Genomic DNA, 17,177 nt, shown 5'->3' on the forward strand with positions numbered 1-17,177 from the left:
GCCCACGGGCTTTTTTGGGCGGCGGGTGGGGGGTCGGGGGTCCTGGTGATCGCGTGGGGGGGGGGGCGGGCGGCGGGGGGGGCGCGGGGGGGGCCGGGCGGCCCCCCCGGCGGGGGATGTCAGGGCTTGGGGAGCCCGGGCGGGTTGATCTCGGACGAAGTCACCGCCTCAGAATCGAGGCCCCAGAACTCGAGCAGCTCGGTGTAGGTGCCGTCCTCGATGATCTTGTTGAGGACGATGTTGACGGCCTCGATGAGCCCGTTGCCCTTCGCGGTCCCTGCCGCGATCTGCGCCGTGTCGGGCCAGCCGCCGGGCACGATCCCCACGAGCTTCGTGTCGCCGGTCTCGCGCGCCGACCAGGCGGCCGTCGCGTTGGGGCCGAACGTCGCGTCGGCGCGGCCCGACTGGATCGCGAGCGTCGCCGCCGCGGTGTCGTCGTAGTACACGAGCTCGGCGGGCGCCTCGCCCGCGGCTTCGAGCTCTTCGTTCCACCGCAGCAGCACCTGCTCCTGGTTGGTTCCCGAGCCGACGATGATCTTGAGGCCCGAGATGTCGGCGGCCTCCGAGATCGAGTCGATGTCGCTGTCGCTCTTGACGTAGAAGCCCAGGAGGTCCTCGCGATAGCTGGCGAAGTCGTACAGCTCCTTGCGCTCCTCGGTCACCGTGACGTTGGAGGTGATGAGGTCGTACTTGCCCGACTGGATGCCCAGCGGCCAGTCGGCCCACGCGACGACCTGCGGGTTGTACTCCAGACCGAGGCCCTCGGCGATGAGCGAGCCGATGTTCGGCTCGGTGCCGGCAACGTCGGTCGCCGCCGAGGTGCCGTCAGGCTGATAGCTCAACGGGGGCACGAACGCGCCGACCGCGACGGTGAGCTTGCCCTCCTGAACGGGTGTGAAGCCGCTGTCCTCCAGTGCCGCGACCGCCTCGGGGACGACATCGGTGTGGAACCACTGGATCTCGTCGGTGGCCGTGTTGCTCTCGGTCGGCGCGGGGGTCGCCTCGTCCGCCGCGGCGGGGCTGTTGAGGTTGACGGCGGCGACGATCCCGCCCACGACGACGGCCACCGCGACGACGCCGACGCCGATCGCGATGCCCTGCTTCTTACTGAGTGCCATGCTGCGTTTCTCTCTTTCGGGATGCCGGAGCCTGCGTTGCGTCAGGCCAGGACTTTGGCGAGGAACTCCCGCGTGCGCGGGTGCTCGGGGGTGACGAGGACGCGGTCGGGCGGACCCTCCTCGAGGATTCGGCCGCCGTCGACGAACACGATCCGGTCGGCGACCTCGCGGGCGAAGCCGATCTCGTGCGTGACGATGAGGAGCGTGGTGCCGCTGCGGGCCAGATCGCGGATGACGTCGAGGACCTCGCCGACCAGCTCCGGGTCGAGCGCACTGGTGGGCTCGTCGAACAGCAGCACCCGGGGGCTGAGCGCGAGCGCCCGCGCGATCGCCACGCGCTGCTGCTGGCCGCCCGACAGCTGCCGTGGGTAGTGGTCGGCTTTCTCCGCGAGGCCGACGCGGTCGAGGAGCTTCCCGGCGAGCTCGCGCGCCGCATCCTTGTCGAGCAGGCCGGTGGCGACGGGGGCCTCGGTCACGTTCTCGAGCGCGGTCAGGTGAGGGAACAGGTTGAAGTTCTGGAAGACGAGCCCGACCTGCGTGCGGCGCTTGAGGATCTCCTTCTCGCGGAGTTCGAACAGTCGGTGGCCGCGGCGCTCGTAGCCGATCAGCCGGCCGTCGAGGGTGACCGAGCCGCGGTCGACGGATTCGAGGTGGTTGATCGTGCGCAGCAGCGTCGACTTGCCCGAACCGCTCGGCCCGAGGATCGCGACCACCTCGCCCGGCTGGACGGTGAGATCGATGCCGGCGAGCACCTGCACGCCGTTGTAGCTCTTGTGGACGTTGTGGATCTCGACGAGCCCGCGGCTCGTGGCGGGGGCCGGGGCGGTGTCCGTTGTCATGCGCCCGCTCCTGTCGTGGTCTTGGCGTCGTTCGAGGGGCCGCCGAACGGCGTGCGGGTATGAAGGGGCGCGTCCACGCCGACGAGCGGCGGCGGTCCGGTGTCGGCATCCCCGAGCCGTGACCACTGCCGCGCGACCCAATGGCGGAACGTCTGCAGCGGCGTGGGCGGCAGGACCCGCACGCTCCCGCGGGCGTAGTGACGCTCGATGTAGTACTGCGCGATGCTCAGGATCGTCGTGATGAGCGTGTACCAGACGACCGCGACCAGCAGCAGCGGGATGACGCGGCTGTTGCGGTTGTAGATGACCTGTACCGCGTAGAAGACCTCGGGGATGGCGATGACGAAGACGACGGAGGCACCCTTGACGAGTCCGATCACCTCATTGGTCGCGTTGGGGACGATCGAGCGCATGGCCTGCGGCAGGATGATGCGGAACAGGCGCTTATGGGCCGGGATGCCCAGCGCCGCTGCCGCCTCCTGCTGGCCTTGATCGACCGACAGCAGCCCGCCGCGGATGATCTCGGCCGAGTAGGCGGCCTGGTGCAGGCCGAGGCCGAGGATCGCTGCGGCGAAGGCGCTGATGAGGTTGACGGTGGGGAACTCGACGATCCAGAAGTCCGTGGTGAACGGGGTGCCGAGGCCCAGCGTCGGGTACAGGTAGCCGAGATTGTACCAGACGATGATCTGCACGACGAGGGGGACGGAGCGGAAGAACCAGATGTACGACCAGGAGGCCCCGCGCAGCAGCGCCGACTTCGAGAGCCGTCCGAGCGCGAGCACCGTTCCCAGCGTGAAGCCGAAGACGGCGGAGATCGCCGTCAGCGAGAGCGTGTAGCCGACGCCGATGAGCACGGGCTCCGCGAAGAAGTAGTGTGCGAAGACGTCCCACTCGTAGTTCTCGTTCGTGAACACCGACCACACGAACTGCGCGACGACGAACAGCACGACGGCGCCGATCGACCAGCGGAACCAGTGCCGCGTGTGCACCACGGGGATGTCGCCGAGGTCGACGCGCGCAGCGTCGGCGGACGCGGACGCGGACGCGGACGCTGCCGTCGTCGACGGCGTCTCCTCGGCCGCGTCGGCCCGGCGCGGGAGGGTATCGGTCATGAGGTCTCTCCTCGATCGGCGGCGCGGGGTGAGCGGGTTCGTGCGCCGGTAGGGCGACGGTAGGGGCGTCCCTCAGCTGCCGCCTAGCAGCCCCGGTCCCGGACCGACACGGATCGTGACGGTCTGAAACGCGACGAAACAGATCGGAATGCACCGACGTACACCGTCCGCGCGGGCCCCGGGCGACCTACCGTGGCAGCCATGTCAGACCACCCCTTCGCCGTCGTGCTCGAGGGGGACGCCGCGGGCGCCCACCCCGCAGCATCCGCCCTCGCCTCCGATGCGCTCGACGTGCGTCGGCTCGCCGCTCGTGTCGTCGAAGCCGAACGCTTCGGTTTCACCGCTGTCACCTTCGACGATTCGCCGCTGCCCGTGGCCGACGCCGTCGCGCGCCTGGACGCCGTGCAGCGCGCGGCGTTCGCTGCGCCGCTGACGGCTGCGATCGGCCTGGTGCCGGTCGCGCACGTGGCGTACAGCGAGCCGTTCCACGTGGCGACGCAGCTCGCCAGCCTCGACTGGGCCTCGAACGGCCGCGCCGGCTGGATCGCCGCCGCCTCCGGCACGGCGCGTGAGGCCGCCGCCTTCGGGCGCGACGAGCTCGCGGCCGACGACCTGTGGCGCGAACGCGACGACGTGATCGAGGTCGCGCGCCGGCTGTGGGACTCGTGGGAGGACGACGCGGTGATCCAGGATGCGGCGACCGGTCGCTACCTCGACGCCGACCGCCTGCATTACGTCGACTTCGAAGGCGCGCGCTTCTCGGTCAAGGGGCCGCTCATCACGCCGCGCCCGCCGCAGGGCCAGCTCGTCGTCGTGGCGCCCACCGGCGCGGCGGGCATCGACGTCGCCCTGGTGGAGGGCGCCGAGCCGGCCGCGATCGCGGACGCCGCGGCCGCGGCCCGTGCCGCCGGCGCCGAGCGGGTGTGGGCCGAGGTCGAGGTCGCGCTCGACGCCCGTGGCCTCGCGGCCGCGCGCCGCGTCGAAGGAGCGGGGGTGTGGCCGGCGACCGGCCGCCTGCGCCACACCGGCGACGCCGACGGCCTGACCTCGCTGCTCGTCGAGCTGGCGGCATCCGTCGACGGTGTACGGCTGCATCTGGCCGAACTCGACGTCGACCTCGACGAGGTGGGGCGTGCGGTGCTGCCTGGACTTCGCCGGCAGATCGGGTTCCGCTCGCCGACCGCGGGCGACACGCTGCGCGGCACCCTCGGCCTCGCCCGCCCTCTCAGCCGCTATGCCGCACCCACCGTGAAGGAGTTCGCATGACCACGTCTCGCCGCATCCAGTTCGGAGTCTTCTTCCAGGGCGTCAACTTCGGCACCATCTGGTCGAGCGAGCGCAGCGGCTCGCAGTACGACTTCGAGTCGTTCCGCCGCATCGCCCAGACCGCCGAACGCGGCCTGTTCTCGGCGTTCTTCCTCGGCGAGGGGCTGCGTCTGCGCGAGCACTTCGGACGCATCCACGACCTCGACATCGCCGGTCGCCCGGATGCCCAGACGCAGCTGGCCGCTCTCGCCGCCGTGACCGACCACATCGGTCTGGTGGCTACGCAGAACACCACCTACAACGACCCGTACGACCTCGCGAAGCGCCTCAACTCGCTCGACCTGCTGTCGGGCGGCCGCGCCGGCTGGAACATCGTCACCACCGACAACGCGTGGACCGGAGCCAACTTCCGCCGCGGCGGCTACCTCGAACACGCCGATCGCTATCGCCGAGCCGCCCAGTTCGTCGATGCGGCGCAGCGGTTGTGGGATGCCGGAGCCGAGGGCGTGGGCACGTCCGTGGTCGTCGCCGACGACCTGGTGTCGTTCACCGGCCCGGCGCCGCTGCCGCCGAGTCCGCAGCGCCGGCCCGTACTCTTCCAGGCGGGTGACTCCGACGAGGGGCGCGAGTTCGCGGCATCCAGCGCCGATGTCATCTTCTCGGGGCACCCCGGCCTGGAGGATGCGATCGCGTTCGCGGCCGACGTTCGACGCCGCCTGCCTGCGCATGGCCGCAGCGTCGACGAGCTGAAGTTCTTCCCGGGCGCGCAGTTCATCCTCGCCGCGACCGACGCGGAGGCACGCGAGAAGGCCGAATGGGTCACCCGTGCGCAGGTGTCGCCGCAGACCGCGATCCGGTTCCTCGAGCCGATCTGGGGCCGCGACCTCTCGGAGTACGACGCCGACGGGCCGCTGCCCGACATCGACCCCGAGGTCGACGAGGTCGACGGGCAGCGCGGTTCGCTGTTCCAGGGCCGCAAGGCCGTCGAGACAGCGCGGGAGTGGCGCGAGAGCGCCGCGGCCGAAGGGCTCTCGATCCGCGAGTTCGTCATCCGCCGGTCGTCGCTGCGCACGTTCGTCGGCGGCTATTCGACGATCGCCGACCGCATCGTGGAATACGTCGACGCGCGCGCCGTGGACGGCTTCAACGTGTCGCCGTACCTCGTGCCCGAGGGGCTCGACGACATCGTCGACGGGCTCATCCCCGAGCTGCAGGATCGTGGCGTCTACCCGACGGAGTATCCGGGCACGACACTGCGCGAGAACCTCGGTCTTCCGGAGTCGACCGCCCAGGCCGAGCTCGCTGCGTGACGGCTGGAGCGCACCCGCCTCGCGCCGCTGAGACGCCCTCCCCCCGGGAGCGGTGACGTCTCAGCGGCGCAACGGCGTCACCGAACGGCCTGACCGGCGGGCCTCAGTCGTCGTAGGCGTAGCGGAACACGGCGAGGAACCCGCCTCGCGATGCGGGCACTGTCTCGCGCTCGGGGAGACGCTCGAAGCCGAGGCGGGCGTACAGTCGCTGCGATCGCTCGTTGGTGGGGCCGGTGTCCAGCACGAGCGCGGGCGCACCCCAGGCGCGGCCGCGCGCGATCGCCTCGCGCATGAGCGCCTCGCCGATGCCGCGCCGCCGCGCCTCCGGCAGCACGGCGAGCAGCCGCAGCTCTGCCTCGCCACCACGGGACTGACGCACCAACGCGCTGTCGGCTCGCAGCAGGCTGGCGGTGCCCATGATCCGGTCCGTCTCGTCCACAGCGACGAGCAGTTCGCCGCTGTGCGCACGGGATGCCGCGTCGCGCAGCAATGCCAGCCGTGCGGTGTCGGGCTGGATCGCACCAGGCTCTCCGTGTCCGAAGCCGAGGTACGTGACCTCGCCGACGCGGTCGAACTCGTCCGCACGCGCGGTCCGCACCGAGACGGTGCGGACCGTCGAACCCGCGCTGTCGGCCCGCTCCGACTCGGGCCTCATCGGACCGCCTCCGGCACGGCTGCGGCATGAGCGAGGAGCTCGTCGCGGGTGGCGACTGCGACGATCCTGCCGTCGCGGAGGATGGATGCCGCCTCCCAGCCGAGCTGCGCCGCCTCCAGTCGACGCACCGCGTCCTCGGCGGTACGCCCGACGCCGACCGTCGGGGGAGGGGGACCGACATGATCACCGATGGGATCGTCCGCGCGTCCTGCGACGACCGCGGTGCGCAGCGTCTCGAGCGTGACGACCCCGACCACATCGGCTGCGGGGATCGGCGCCAGGCCCTCGCTGCGACGGTAGACGGCGAGGGCAGGGGATCCGGGATCCACGCTCTCGGCCTCGAGCCGGCCTATCGCGTCAGCGACGGTGAGGTTCGCCGCGACCCGCCGTGCGGGCTCGTCGACGAGTGCCTCGAGGCCGGGCGCCGTATGGTCCTCGAACACGAACCCGCGTTCGGCGAGCCACTCGTCGTTGTAGTAGGTCGACAGCGCGTTGCGACCCGAGTCGGGGGCGAGAGCGACCACGACGTCGTCGGGCCCCAGGCGCTCCGCCAACCGCAGGGCGGCAGCCAGCGCCGTGCCGGCCGAACCGCCGAGCAGCAGGCCGTCTTCGCGCGCCGCGCGGCGGACGGTGAGGATCGCCTCCCGGTCGTCGACGGTGAGGTATTCGTCGACGACATCGACATGGAACGACTGCGGCCAGACATCTTCTTCGGCTTCCGGGTGCACCGTGTGTCCGGCACCCTCGACGAACTTCGGGCTGCCGTCACCTCCCGAGTAGGACGAGCCCGCCGGATCAGCGGCGATGACTCGTACCCTGCCCGAGCTCAGCGCCTTGAGGGATGCGCCTGTTCCCGAGATCGTTCCTCCGGTGCCGACGCTGGCGACGAAGTGGGTGACGGCCCCCGCGGTGTCGGTCCAGATCTCGGGACCCGTCGTCGCGACGTGCGCTGCGGGGTTGGCGGGGTTGTCGTACTGGTCGGCGCGCCAAGCCCCCGGGGTATCGGCCACGAAGCGGTCTGCCGCGGCACCAAGACTGTCGGGGTGGCCGCGCGGCACGAATGCGTCGACGAGTCGTACGTCGGCGCCGTACGCGCGCAGCAGCCCGATCTTCTCGGCGGCGATCTGGCTCGATGTGAACACCACGGTCCGGTAGCCGAGGTGGGCGGCGACGAGCGCGAGGCCGACCCCGGTGTTGCCCGACGTGACCTCGACCACTGTTCCGCCAGGACGCAGATGGCCGTCGCGCTCGGCCGCGCGGAGCATCGACAACGCGGCGCGATCCTTCACGCTGCCGCCCGGGTTCTGGTGCTCCAGCTTCACATAGACCCGCGGCCGCAGCCCGGCAGCGAGGCGATGCACGCGCACGAGCGGCGTGCTGCCGATGGAGTCGATCACCGATTCGAAGAGGGTCATGCGCACCACGCTTTCCGTACGACGTCCTCGGAACGATAGGTCCCGTCGGCGCGTCTGCTGCGGCCTGCCGTAGCCAGGCGGCATGCGACGTAGTCCGACGTCACACAGCGCGCGGCGATCCGGCGTGCCGGGGACCACATGGCGCCGTGTGACGGCGCGATACGCCGTTCGAGACGACCGGGTCGTAGCGTGACGCCGAACACCGGCATCCATCACCTCCGGAAGGACCTGCACATGACCGACACCGCCGACACCGCGACCGAGCCGACGTACGACGCCCCGCTCATCACCCCTGAAGAGGCTGCCGGGCGCGCCGCCGCCGGCGCCCTCGTCGTCGACGTGCGCAGCGACGCGGGTCGCGCGCGCGACGGCGTGATCCCCGGTTCCATCCGCGGCGACCGCGACAACCTCGACGCGCAGTTCCTGATCGACTCGCCCGAGAAGTTCGCCGAGATCACCGACTGGGACCAGGACATCGTCATCGTGTGCGGCTCGATCCGCGGCTCGGGTCCGGTCGCCGAGCAGCTCCGCGCGAAGGGCTTCACCAACGTCGCCCACGTCGACGGGGGATTCCCGGCGTGGAAGGGATCCGGCGCACCGACAGCCGAAGTCGGCGAGGGCCTCTGAGGCCACAGTCGTCGGATGACGGTTCAGGATGCCTCGACCTGCCGATGCGGCAGTCGAGGCATCCGTCATTTCGTCGACGGTCAGGCCGTCTGAAGGATCTGGGCGGTCACCCGCGCAGAGAACAGCAGGGCGTCGACCGGGATGCGCTCGTCCGCAGCGTGGAACTGCGCGAAGACGTCGAACTCGCCCGGCACGCGCAACGGCACGAAGCCGTATCCGTTGATCCCCAGTCGCGCGAAGTGCTTGTTGTCGGTACTCGCAGGCAGCAGATAGGGCACGACCACGCCGTCGACGTCCTCGAGCGAGATCGCCTCCTGCAGGACGCCGATGATCGGGGCGTCGACGGGCGCCTCGGTCGCCGACCACCACCGCCCCTCGCGGATGTCGATGCCATCCCCCACCAGCTCACGCAGACCAGCACGCAACGCGTCGTCCTGTCCCGGCAGCACACGGATGTCGAGTCGTGCCGAGGCCTCGGCGGGGATGGTGTTCGTCTTGTCGCCCGCCGCCAGCACCGTGGGGGTCGCGGTGTTCCGGGTCGTCGCCCCCACCAGCGACGCGACGAATCCCAGACTCTCCAGATCGGTGGCGAGCGACTCGTCGGTGAACGCCAGACCGCGCGCTTCGCCGAACACATCGAGGAAGCGCTGCAGGGCGGGCGTGCGCACCACCGGGAAGCGATGCGCACCCACCGACGCGACCGCCTGCGCGAGACGTACGACGCTGTTGTCATCGGTCGGGCGAGATCCGTGCGCGGCGTGACCACGGGCGCGGAGCGTCGACCAGGCGACGCCCTTCTCGCTCGTGGCCACCAGGTACGCGCGGCGGTCGTCGGAGGCGTCCGCCGTCAGCGGCACCGAGAAGCCGCCGACCTCGCTGAGCGCCTCGGTCACGCCGTCGAACAGGTCCGGGCGATTCTCGACCAGCCACCCTGCGCCCCACACCCCGCCGCTCTCCTCGTCGGCAAGGAACGCGAAGACCAGGTCGCGCCGCGGCACGATCCCCTCGCGGCGCAGGTGGCGCGCGACCGCGAGGATCGTTCCGGCGAAGTTCTTCAAGTCGACGGCGCCGCGGCCGTAGAGATAGCCGTCCTCGATGTCGGCGCCGAACGGCGGGTGCGTCCAGTCCTTCTCTTCCACCGGCACGACATCCAGGTGTGCATGCACCAGCAGGGCGCCGGCATCCGTGTCCCGGCCGGCGATCCGCGCGACCAGAGAGCCGCGGCCAGGGCGCGACTCCACGAACTCCGAGTCGATACCCGCCTCAGCGAGGCGCTCCTGCACGAAGCGCGCGGCGCGGGTCTCGCCGTCTCCGATCGTCTCGGCCACGCCGGTGTTGACGCTTTCGATCCTGATGAGCTCGCGGACGAATTCGAGGGCTTCCCTCTCCAGCAGGGTCGCATTCGGCCAATGGGCAGTCATTCGTCCTCTTCCTTCGCGTCCGCATGCAGACCGGGCTGAGCCACGGTCGAGGCGAGCCCGGCGCGCGAGCCGGTGTGCGCAGCCTCTTCGGATGTCGGTGTCGTCCTCGGCAGTCAACCTCGTCAGCCGACGGGGACGGGCCTCGCGGCGTCACGTGGCGTAGCACGGCAGACCCGCTGAGCCCTCGCATCCCGGCCTTCACGGCAGTGCAGCGGGCCACCTGCGGAGTGGTCGAACGAGCCCTCGAACCGTGCGCGTCCCAGCGCCGACGTTCCCGGAAGCGGCAGAGATCCGCGTGATTCCGGAAAAGGCGAAACCCCCGCGATGTAGAAGCTACGCGAGGGTTCCTGGGGTGACTGTAACGATCACCCGTGTGGCTCCGACCGGCATCGATCCGGTGACCTTTCGATTTTCAGTCGAACGCTCTACCAACTGAGCTACAGAGCCATGCGGCACATACAAGACTTGCCGCATCCTAGACGAAAGGCCCTCTTCAAGAAAAGGGCCCGTCGCTCGGAGCGACCCTGACGGGACTTGAACCCGCGACCTCCGCCGTGACAGGGCGGCACGCTAACCAACTGCGCTACAGGGCCATGCTTATTGAATTGTGGGCGTGACCCCAACGGGATTCGAACCCGTGCTACCGCCGTGAAAGGGCGGCGTCCTAGGCCGCTAAACGATGGGGCCGGGTGAACCTCAGAGGCTCACTGCCGAGGACCAAGCATACGTAAACATCACGCAAAACACCAATCGAGGGCGTGGCGCCCTTGTGGAACCCCTCGGGCGGGGTGAGACTGACGAGGTGACCGCTCGCTGTAGGCGGCATTCGACGTGCGGGACTGGGGGTTGCGCATGTTACTGATGTTGCTACTGTGAAAACGTTGACGTCGCGAGGGGAGGACCCGTGCAGCCCGACAACGTCACCGTGAAAGCGTCCGCCGAGCCTGCCCCCGAATGCGGATGCGCGCCATCGCCGGCAGAGCAGAAGCGGCTGTGGCCTCACATGAACCGTCGCTCCGCACTGGGTCTCGGCATCCTCGGCGTCGCCGCTCTGAGCGCGTTCGGCGCCGCCGTCAACCCGCTCGGCAGCCGGGCGTTCGCCGCCGACTACCCGTCGTGGGACGACGTCGTGGCCGCCAAGAACAACGAGGCCGCCAAGCAGGCCGAGATCACCAACATCCAGAACCTCATCGCGGGGCTCGAAGCCGACGTCGCCGCGAAGAAGCAGGTGGCGCAGCAGCTGGCCGACGAGTTCTACGTCGCACAGCAGGCCTACTTCGACGCCGCGCTGCGGGCCGACCAGCTGCAGCAGCAGGCCGACGCGCAGGCTGCCGCCGCGACGGATGCCGCCGACAAGGCGGGCCGCGTCGCCGCCCAGCTGTACCGCAACGGCGGCGACGACACGTCGATGGAGCTCTTCTTCTCGGGCTCCGCCGCGGGTGCGGATGACCTGCTCACGCGCCTCGGCGCCATGGACAAGCTCGTCGAGCGGAACCAGGCGCTCTACGCACAGGCCGTCACGGCGCGCGACTCGGCCCAGAGCCTGAGCGACCAGGCGGCCGTGCAGCGCGCCGAGCGCGACAAGCTGCAGAAGATCGCCGAAGACAAGATGGTGGCCGCGCAGAAGGCCGCCGATGAGGCGCAGGCCGCCCTCGACACGCAGAACGCCAAGCGCGGCGAGCTCCAGGCGCAGCTGGCGGCCCTGCAGGACACCACGGCGAAGACCATCGCCGACTACCAGGAGGGCGAGCGCATCCGCAAGGAGGCCGAGGCGGCCGCCGCGGCTGCTGCCGCGGCCAAGGCCAAGGCTGACGCCGAGGCAGCTGCTGCGGCCGGTGGCGGTGGCGGCGGCGGAGGTGGTGGCGGCGGAAGCGGTGGCGGTGGAGCCGTCGTCGGCTCCGGCTGGTGCCGGCCCTCGTCCGGCTGGCGCAGCTCGGGCTACGGCGCCCGTGCCACCCAGTGCGGCAGCCAGGGCTGCTCCAGCAGCTTCCACTACGGCGTCGACCTCGCCGCCGGCTGCGGATCGGCCATCTACGCCGCTTCCGCAGGACGCGTGGTCTACGCCGGCTACAACGGCGGTTACGGCAACTACGTCAAGATCGACCACGGCGGCGGCATCGGCACCGGGTACGGCCACATCCGCAACGGCGGCATCTTCGTCGGCGTCGGCCAGTGGGTGGCCGCAGGTCAGCTCATCGCGAGCGAGGGCAACACCGGACGCTCGTTCGGCTGCCACTGCCACTTCGAGACCTACGTCAACGGCTACCCGGTCAACCCGGTCGACTTCATGGCCGCCCGCGGCATCTCGGTCTGACCCCCTGAACAGCGAAGAGGTGGATGCCGGGCACCCGGCATCCACCTCTTCACATGTCTGTCGTCAGAGCGTGCTGGGTGCGATGCCCTCGCCCTGGGTCTTGGTCTGACCCTCGTGCTCGGCGAAGCGCGCGAACGCCTCGTCGACCAGGCGCTCGGCCTCGGCCGCGTCCGCCCACTCGTCGACCTTGACCCACTTGCCCGGCTCGAGGTCCTTGTAGTGCTCGAAGAAGTGCGTGATCTCCTTCTGCAGGAACTCCGAGATGTCGCCGACGTCCTGGATGTGCGCCCAGCGCGGGTCCTTGGCGAGCACGGCCACGACCTTGTCGTCGCCGCCGGCCTCGTCGCTCATCTTGAGCACGCCGACCGGGCGGACGCTGGCGAGGATGCCGGGAGCCAGGTCGACGTCGAGGATCACGAGCACGTCGAGCGGGTCGCCGTCCTCGCCGAGCGTGTTCTCGAAGAACCCGTAGTTGGTGGGGTAGCCCATGGGCGTGTACAGGATGCGGTCGAGGAACACACGGCCGGTGCCGTGGTCGACCTCGTACTTCACGCGGCTGCCGCGCGGGATCTCGATGACGGCGTCGTACGCGCCCATAGTGGTGCTCCTTCGGAATGACGGGACACTTCGTCTCGCAGGCTCGCTCAGTGCAAGTGCCGCGACAAGCCTAGTCGCGGCGCTCGGCGTCGAACATTCAGGAGAAACGCCGGCAAGCGGCAGTTCCCGCGCGGGCGTCACGGCGTGTCACCTGAAATCCCGACGCCCTGGCCGCGGGCCGCCGCGGGTACGGTGGGCGGGTGGACGAGCGCAGACCCGGACTGGACCCGGCCGTCGCCGAGGTGCGCCTCGCCGTGCGGCAGACGCTGGCCGTCGTGGAGCCGGGCGCCGTCGTCATGGTGGCACTGTCGGGCGGAGCGGACTCGCTCGCCCTGGCCGCCGCGACCGCGTTCGAGGCGCCCAAGCGGGGCGTGCGTGCCCTCGCGGTGACGATCGACCACGGCCTGCAGGACGGATCCGCGGAGGCCGCCTCCGCGGCCGCCGCGCAGGCCGAGGCACTGGGGCTGGAGGCCCGCGTCGTGCGCGTCGAGGTCGGCACCGCCGGCGGCCCCGAGGCGGCGGCGCGCCAGGCGAGATACGACGCGCTCGGCGAGGCGGCAACGGCGGCCGGCGCCGCCGCGATCCTCACGGGGCACACCCTGGACGACCAGGCCGAGACCGTGCTCCTCGGCCTCGCACGCGGATCGGGTGCGACCAGCCTGCAGGGCATGGCCGAGGCATCCACGCTTCTGGGGGTCCCGCTGCTGCGGCCGCTGCTGGCGATGCGGCGCACCACCACGCGCGCGGCGTGCACGGCCGAAGGGCTCGAGCCCTGGGACGACCCCCACAACAGCGATCCCCGCTTCGCGCGCGTGCGGGTGCGCGAGACGGTGCTGCCGGTGCTCGAGGCGGAGCTCGGCCCGGGCATCGCCGAGGCGCTGGCCCGGACGGCCGCCCAGCTGCGCGAGGACGCCGCGGCCTTCGACGAGATGATCGACGAGACGATCGAAGACATCGTGGAGCACGCCGAGGCGGGCATCTCGGTGTCGGCGGCGGCGCTGGCCGCGAACCCCGCAGCGCTGCGCAACCGGATCATCCGGCTGGTCGTCGCGAGCGAGTTCCACCAGAGCCTCACGCGGGCGCAGACCCTCGAGGTGGCCCGGCTCGTGACGGACTGGTCGGGTCAGGGACCCATCGACCTGCCGGGATGCCGCGCACGTCGGATCGGCGGACGCATCGAGTTCTCAGCCCTGGGCTGAATAGACTCTCTGCATGCGCGCGGCCGACGTTTCCAGCGACATCAACGAAGTCCTCGTCACCGAGGAGGAGATCCGAGCCAAGCTCGACGAGATCGCGGTGCAGGTCGCCGCGGACTACGAGGGCGAGGACCTGCTTCTCGTGGGCGTCCTGAAGGGGGCGGTCATGGTCATGGCCGACTTCTCGCGGGCGCTCAAGAAGCACGTCACGATGGACTGGATGGCGGTGTCCTCCTATGGCGCCGGCACGAAGTCCAGCGGCGTCGTGCAGATCCGCAAGGACCTCGACACCGACATCCTCGGCAAGCACGTCCTCATCGTCGAGGACATCATCGACTCGGGCCTCACCCTCAGCTGGCTGCTGGAGAACTTCGAGGCCCGCGGTGCGGCATCCGTCGAGGTGTTCGCGCTGCTGCGCAAGCCGGAGGCCGCCAAGGTCGAGGTGCACTGCAAGTACGTCGGGTTCGACATCCCGACGGAGTTCGTGGTCGGGTACGGCCTCGACTACGCGGAGAAGTACCGCAACCTGCGCGACGTCGCGGTGCTCGCACCGCATGTGTACAGCTGACAGTGATTACGCCCGGGGCGAATGCACAGACGGCGCCTAGGAAGCCCGCGCTACCCTGAAACAACCGTCGACGGGGGTAATCGGCCTCGCGACGGGTCGTCGACGAAAGGGATCGGGCTCGGGCCCGCACCATGGACTTCAAGAAGATCACTCGCAACCCGCTCTTCTACGTCCTGCTGATCGGGGTCTTCCTCATCGTGGGGTTCTCGCTCATCTCGAGCCTGAACGGCGCGAAGCAGATCTCGACGCAGGAGGGTCTCGAGCTGCTCAAGGGCGACACCGTCACCGAGGTGGTCAACACCGACGGCGACCAGCGTGTCGACATGAAGCTCTCGAAGGACTACGAGGGCGCGAGCGACGTGCAGTTCTACTACGTCACGGCTCGTGCCGATGAGGTCGTCGACGCGATCAACGCGGCCGACCCGAAGGACGGCTTCAACGACGAGGTGCCGCGCGCGACGTGGTTCGACGGCTTCCTCTCGCTCCTGCTGCCGATGCTGCTGCTCGGTCTGCTGTTCTGGTTCCTGCTCTCCAGCGCCCAGGGCGGCGGCAGCAAGGTCATGCAGTTCGGCAAGTCGCGCGCGAAGCTCGTGACCAAGGAGATGCCGCAGGTCACGTTCGGCGATGTCGCCGGATCCGACGAGGCGATCGAAGAGCTCGAAGAGATCAAGGACTTCCTGAAGGACCCGTCGAAGTTCCAGGCCGTGGGTGCCCGCATCCCGAAGGGCGTGCTGCTGTACGGCCCTCCCGGAACGGGCAAGACCCTGCTCGCGCGCGCCGTCGCCGGCGAGGCGGGCGTTCCCTTCTACTCGATCTCGGGCTCCGACTTCGTCGAGATGTTCGTGGGTGTCGGCGCGAGCCGCGTCCGCGACCTGTTCAACAACGCCAAGGACAACGCGCCGGCGATCATCTTCATCGACGAGATCGACGCTGTCGGCCGTCACCGCGGCGCCGGTCTCGGCGGCGGTCACGACGAGCGCGAGCAGACGCTCAACCAGATGCTCGTCGAGATGGACGGCTTCGACCCCAAGGCGAACGTCATCGTCATCGCGGCGACCAACCGGCCCGACATCCTCGACCCTGCGCTGCTGCGCCCGGGCCGCTTCGACCGCCAGATCGGCGTGGACGCGCCCGACCTCAAGGGGCGTCAGAAGATCCTCGAGGTGCACGGCCGCGGCAAGCCGCTGGCCGAAGGCGTCGACCTCGAGGTCGTCGCCCGCAAGACCCCCGGCTTCACCGGCGCCGACCTCGCCAACGTGCTCAACGAGGCCGCGCTTCTCACCGCCCGCTCGAACGCGCAGCTGATCGACAACCGCGCGCTCGACGAGGCCATCGACCGTGTGCTCGCCGGCCCGCAGCGGCGCACGCGCGTGATGAAGGACAAGGAGAAGCTCATCACGGCCTACCACGAGGGCGGCCACGCCCTCGCCGCGGCGGCGATGAACCACACCGACCCGGTCACGAAGGTCACGATCCTCCCGCGCGGCAAGGCCCTCGGCTACACGATGGTGCTCCCGCTCGACGACAAGTACTCCGTCACGCGCAACGAGCTGCAGGACCAGCTCGCGTACGCGATGGGCGGCCGCGTCGCCGAAGAGATCGTGTTCCACGACCCGACCACCGGCGCCTCCAACGACATCGAGAAGGCGACCAACATCGCTCGCAAGATGGTCACGGAGTACGGCATGACCGGCGACATCGGCCCGGTCAAGCTCGGCCAGTCCTCGGGCGAGGTCTTCATGGGCCGCGACATGGGCCACGGCCGCGACTTCTCCGAGCGCATCGCCGAGCGCGTCGACTCGCAGGTGCGCGACCTCATCGAGCAGGCGCACAACGAGGCGTACGAGGTCATCAACGCCAACCGCGGCATCCTCGACAAGCTGGCGCTCGCGCTGCTCGAGAACGAGACGCTCGACCACCTGGAGCTCGCCGAGATCTTCAAGGACGTCAAGCGCCTCCCTCCGCGCCCGCAGTGGCTGTCGAGCGAGCAGCGCCCGGTCTCGGAGCTGCCCCCGGTCGAGGTGCCGCAGCGTCGCGACGAGGCGGGTCTCGCCGCGAGCGTCGAGGCCGAGCAGGCGACGGCCGAGAAGGCCGCGAAGCGCCGCCCGTCGGGGCAGGCGCGTCCCGCGACCGCCTGAGCCGCCCGTGGCCGTCGACCGTGATCGTGTCGCCGCTCTGGTGCGCGAGCTCCTCGAGGCGATCGGTGAAGACCCCGAACGTCCCGGCCTGAGGCAGACGCCCGGGCGGGTCGCCGACGCGTACGCCGAGTTCTTCGCGGGGGTGGGGGCGGATGCCGCAGCCCCGCTCGCGCACACGATCTCGGTGTCGCGCGGCCCGGCCCCCGACACCCTGCCTTCGGGCGCCGTCATCCTGCGCGATGTGCTGTTCCGCTCGGTGTGCGAGCATCACCTGCTGCCGTTCCGCGGCCACGCGCACCTCGCCTACCTGCCCGGCGAGCAGGTCGTCGGCCTCGGCGCCCTGCCCAAGGTCGTCGAGATCCTGTCGTCGCGCCCGCAGGTGCAGGAACGACTGGGCGAGCAGATCGCCGACGTCATCGCAGGATCCCTCGACGCCCGCGGCGTCCTGGTCGTCCTCGACGCGACGCACGAGTGCGTGACGATGCGTGGCGGACGCCAGACGGATGCCTCGACCGTGACCATCGCGGCCCGCGGCGAGCTCGCCGAACCCGCCGCCCGCGCCGAGATCGTGGCGCTGATCGGAGCGGGTCGCTCGTGACCA

At 70.3% G+C, this 17,177-nt stretch carries 15 protein-coding genes and 3 tRNA genes; 8 read left to right on the forward strand and 10 right to left on the reverse strand.

Annotated elements, in window-relative coordinates; all coding sequences use genetic code 11:
* Positions 1 to 119: 119 nt before the first annotated feature.
* The 3 genes from ACFWJ8_RS09360 to ACFWJ8_RS09370 are packed head-to-tail and all read right to left on the reverse strand — an operon-like array spanning position 120 to position 3,069.
* Positions 120 to 1,118 carry an ABC transporter substrate-binding protein gene (locus ACFWJ8_RS09360; RefSeq protein ID WP_378810840.1) on the reverse strand — a complete coding sequence of 333 codons (999 nt, stop codon included), beginning with the start codon at positions 1,116 to 1,118 and terminating at the stop codon, positions 120 to 122.
* Between the two features lie 41 nt (positions 1,119 to 1,159).
* Positions 1,160 to 1,957 carry an amino acid ABC transporter ATP-binding protein gene (locus tag ACFWJ8_RS09365; protein ID WP_378810841.1) on the reverse strand — a complete coding sequence of 266 codons (798 nt, stop codon included), beginning with the start codon at positions 1,955 to 1,957 and terminating at the stop codon, positions 1,160 to 1,162.
* Positions 1,954 to 3,069 (reverse strand): amino acid ABC transporter permease, encoded by a 1,116-nt coding sequence (locus ACFWJ8_RS09370; protein ID WP_378810843.1) that lies wholly within the window; start codon positions 3,067 to 3,069, stop codon positions 1,954 to 1,956. The genes ACFWJ8_RS09365 and ACFWJ8_RS09370 overlap by 4 nt, the downstream gene beginning before the upstream one ends.
* A gap of 201 nt (positions 3,070 to 3,270) precedes the next feature.
* On the opposite strand from ACFWJ8_RS09370, the gene ACFWJ8_RS09375 reads away from it, so the two are divergent.
* Both ACFWJ8_RS09375 and ACFWJ8_RS09380 read left to right on the forward strand, forming a co-directional pair.
* Positions 3,271 to 4,335, forward strand: coding sequence for an LLM class flavin-dependent oxidoreductase (locus ACFWJ8_RS09375; RefSeq protein ID WP_378810844.1), 1,065 nt, complete (start codon positions 3,271 to 3,273; stop codon positions 4,333 to 4,335).
* Positions 4,332 to 5,645, forward strand: a complete 1,314-nt coding sequence (locus tag ACFWJ8_RS09380; RefSeq protein WP_378810846.1) for an LLM class flavin-dependent oxidoreductase — start codon at positions 4,332 to 4,334, stop codon at positions 5,643 to 5,645. The genes ACFWJ8_RS09375 and ACFWJ8_RS09380 overlap by 4 nt, the downstream gene beginning before the upstream one ends.
* Before the next feature lie 103 nt (positions 5,646 to 5,748).
* Here ACFWJ8_RS09380 and ACFWJ8_RS09385 read toward each other — a convergent pair whose 3' ends face one another.
* Positions 5,749 to 6,300, reverse strand: a complete 552-nt coding sequence (locus ACFWJ8_RS09385; protein ID WP_378810848.1) for a GNAT family N-acetyltransferase — start codon at positions 6,298 to 6,300, stop codon at positions 5,749 to 5,751.
* Positions 6,297 to 7,715, reverse strand: a complete 1,419-nt coding sequence (locus ACFWJ8_RS09390; protein WP_378810849.1) for a pyridoxal-phosphate dependent enzyme — start codon at positions 7,713 to 7,715, stop codon at positions 6,297 to 6,299. Before ACFWJ8_RS09390 ends, ACFWJ8_RS09385 begins: the two co-directional genes overlap by 4 nt.
* A 234-nt stretch (positions 7,716 to 7,949) precedes the next feature.
* Here ACFWJ8_RS09390 and ACFWJ8_RS09395 point away from each other — a divergent pair, with 234 nt between their 5' ends.
* The gene (locus ACFWJ8_RS09395; RefSeq protein WP_378810851.1) at positions 7,950 to 8,342 is read left to right on the forward strand and encodes a rhodanese-like domain-containing protein; all 393 of its coding nucleotides are present in this window, start codon (positions 7,950 to 7,952) and stop codon (positions 8,340 to 8,342) included.
* Between the two features lie 80 nt (positions 8,343 to 8,422).
* On the opposite strand, the gene ACFWJ8_RS09400 is transcribed toward ACFWJ8_RS09395, so the two are convergent.
* From ACFWJ8_RS09400 to ACFWJ8_RS09415, 4 genes are all read right to left on the reverse strand, one after another.
* Entirely contained in the window at positions 8,423 to 9,763 is a 1,341-nt protein-coding gene (locus ACFWJ8_RS09400; protein ID WP_378810852.1) for a M20/M25/M40 family metallo-hydrolase, read from the reverse strand.
* Positions 9,764 to 10,137: 374 nt separating this feature from the next.
* Positions 10,138 to 10,210: transfer RNA gene (locus ACFWJ8_RS09405), tRNA-Phe, on the reverse strand.
* A gap of 72 nt (positions 10,211 to 10,282) precedes the next feature.
* Positions 10,283 to 10,356 (reverse strand) — tRNA-Asp (locus tag ACFWJ8_RS09410).
* A 21-nt stretch (positions 10,357 to 10,377) separates the two neighbouring features.
* Positions 10,378 to 10,450, reverse strand: a tRNA-Glu gene (locus ACFWJ8_RS09415).
* Between the two features lie 316 nt (positions 10,451 to 10,766).
* On the opposite strand from ACFWJ8_RS09415, the gene ACFWJ8_RS09420 reads away from it, so the two are divergent.
* Positions 10,767 to 12,077, forward strand: a complete 1,311-nt coding sequence (locus ACFWJ8_RS09420) for a peptidoglycan DD-metalloendopeptidase family protein (RefSeq protein ID WP_378810853.1) — start codon at positions 10,767 to 10,769, stop codon at positions 12,075 to 12,077.
* A 63-nt stretch (positions 12,078 to 12,140) separates the two neighbouring features.
* Here ACFWJ8_RS09420 and ppa read toward each other — a convergent pair whose 3' ends face one another.
* The gene (gene ppa, locus ACFWJ8_RS09425) at positions 12,141 to 12,674 is read right to left on the reverse strand and encodes an inorganic diphosphatase (RefSeq protein ID WP_378810854.1); all 534 of its coding nucleotides are present in this window, start codon (positions 12,672 to 12,674) and stop codon (positions 12,141 to 12,143) included.
* 200 nt (positions 12,675 to 12,874) lie between these two features.
* Between ppa and tilS the strand changes: the two genes are divergently transcribed.
* From tilS to folE, 4 genes are all read left to right on the forward strand, one after another.
* On the forward strand, positions 12,875 to 13,873 hold the full coding sequence (gene tilS, locus ACFWJ8_RS09430) for a tRNA lysidine(34) synthetase TilS (RefSeq protein WP_378810855.1): 999 nt from the start codon (positions 12,875 to 12,877) through the stop codon (positions 13,871 to 13,873).
* Between the two features lie 13 nt (positions 13,874 to 13,886).
* On the forward strand, positions 13,887 to 14,438 hold the full coding sequence (gene hpt, locus ACFWJ8_RS09435; RefSeq protein WP_378810856.1) for a hypoxanthine phosphoribosyltransferase: 552 nt from the start codon (positions 13,887 to 13,889) through the stop codon (positions 14,436 to 14,438).
* A gap of 131 nt (positions 14,439 to 14,569) precedes the next feature.
* Positions 14,570 to 16,576 (forward strand): ATP-dependent zinc metalloprotease FtsH, encoded by a 2,007-nt coding sequence (ftsH, locus tag ACFWJ8_RS09440; RefSeq protein WP_378810857.1) that lies wholly within the window; start codon positions 14,570 to 14,572, stop codon positions 16,574 to 16,576.
* 7 nt (positions 16,577 to 16,583) lie between these two features.
* A complete protein-coding gene (gene folE, locus ACFWJ8_RS09445) occupies positions 16,584 to 17,174 on the forward strand; it encodes a GTP cyclohydrolase I (RefSeq protein WP_378810859.1) in 591 nt (196 codons plus the stop codon).
* Positions 17,175 to 17,177: the final 3 nt, after the last annotated feature.

Origin of the sequence: Microbacterium sp. NPDC058389, from assembly GCF_042722305.1 — a bacterium.
Taxonomy (GTDB): Bacteria; Actinomycetota; Actinomycetes; order Actinomycetales; family Microbacteriaceae; genus Microbacterium.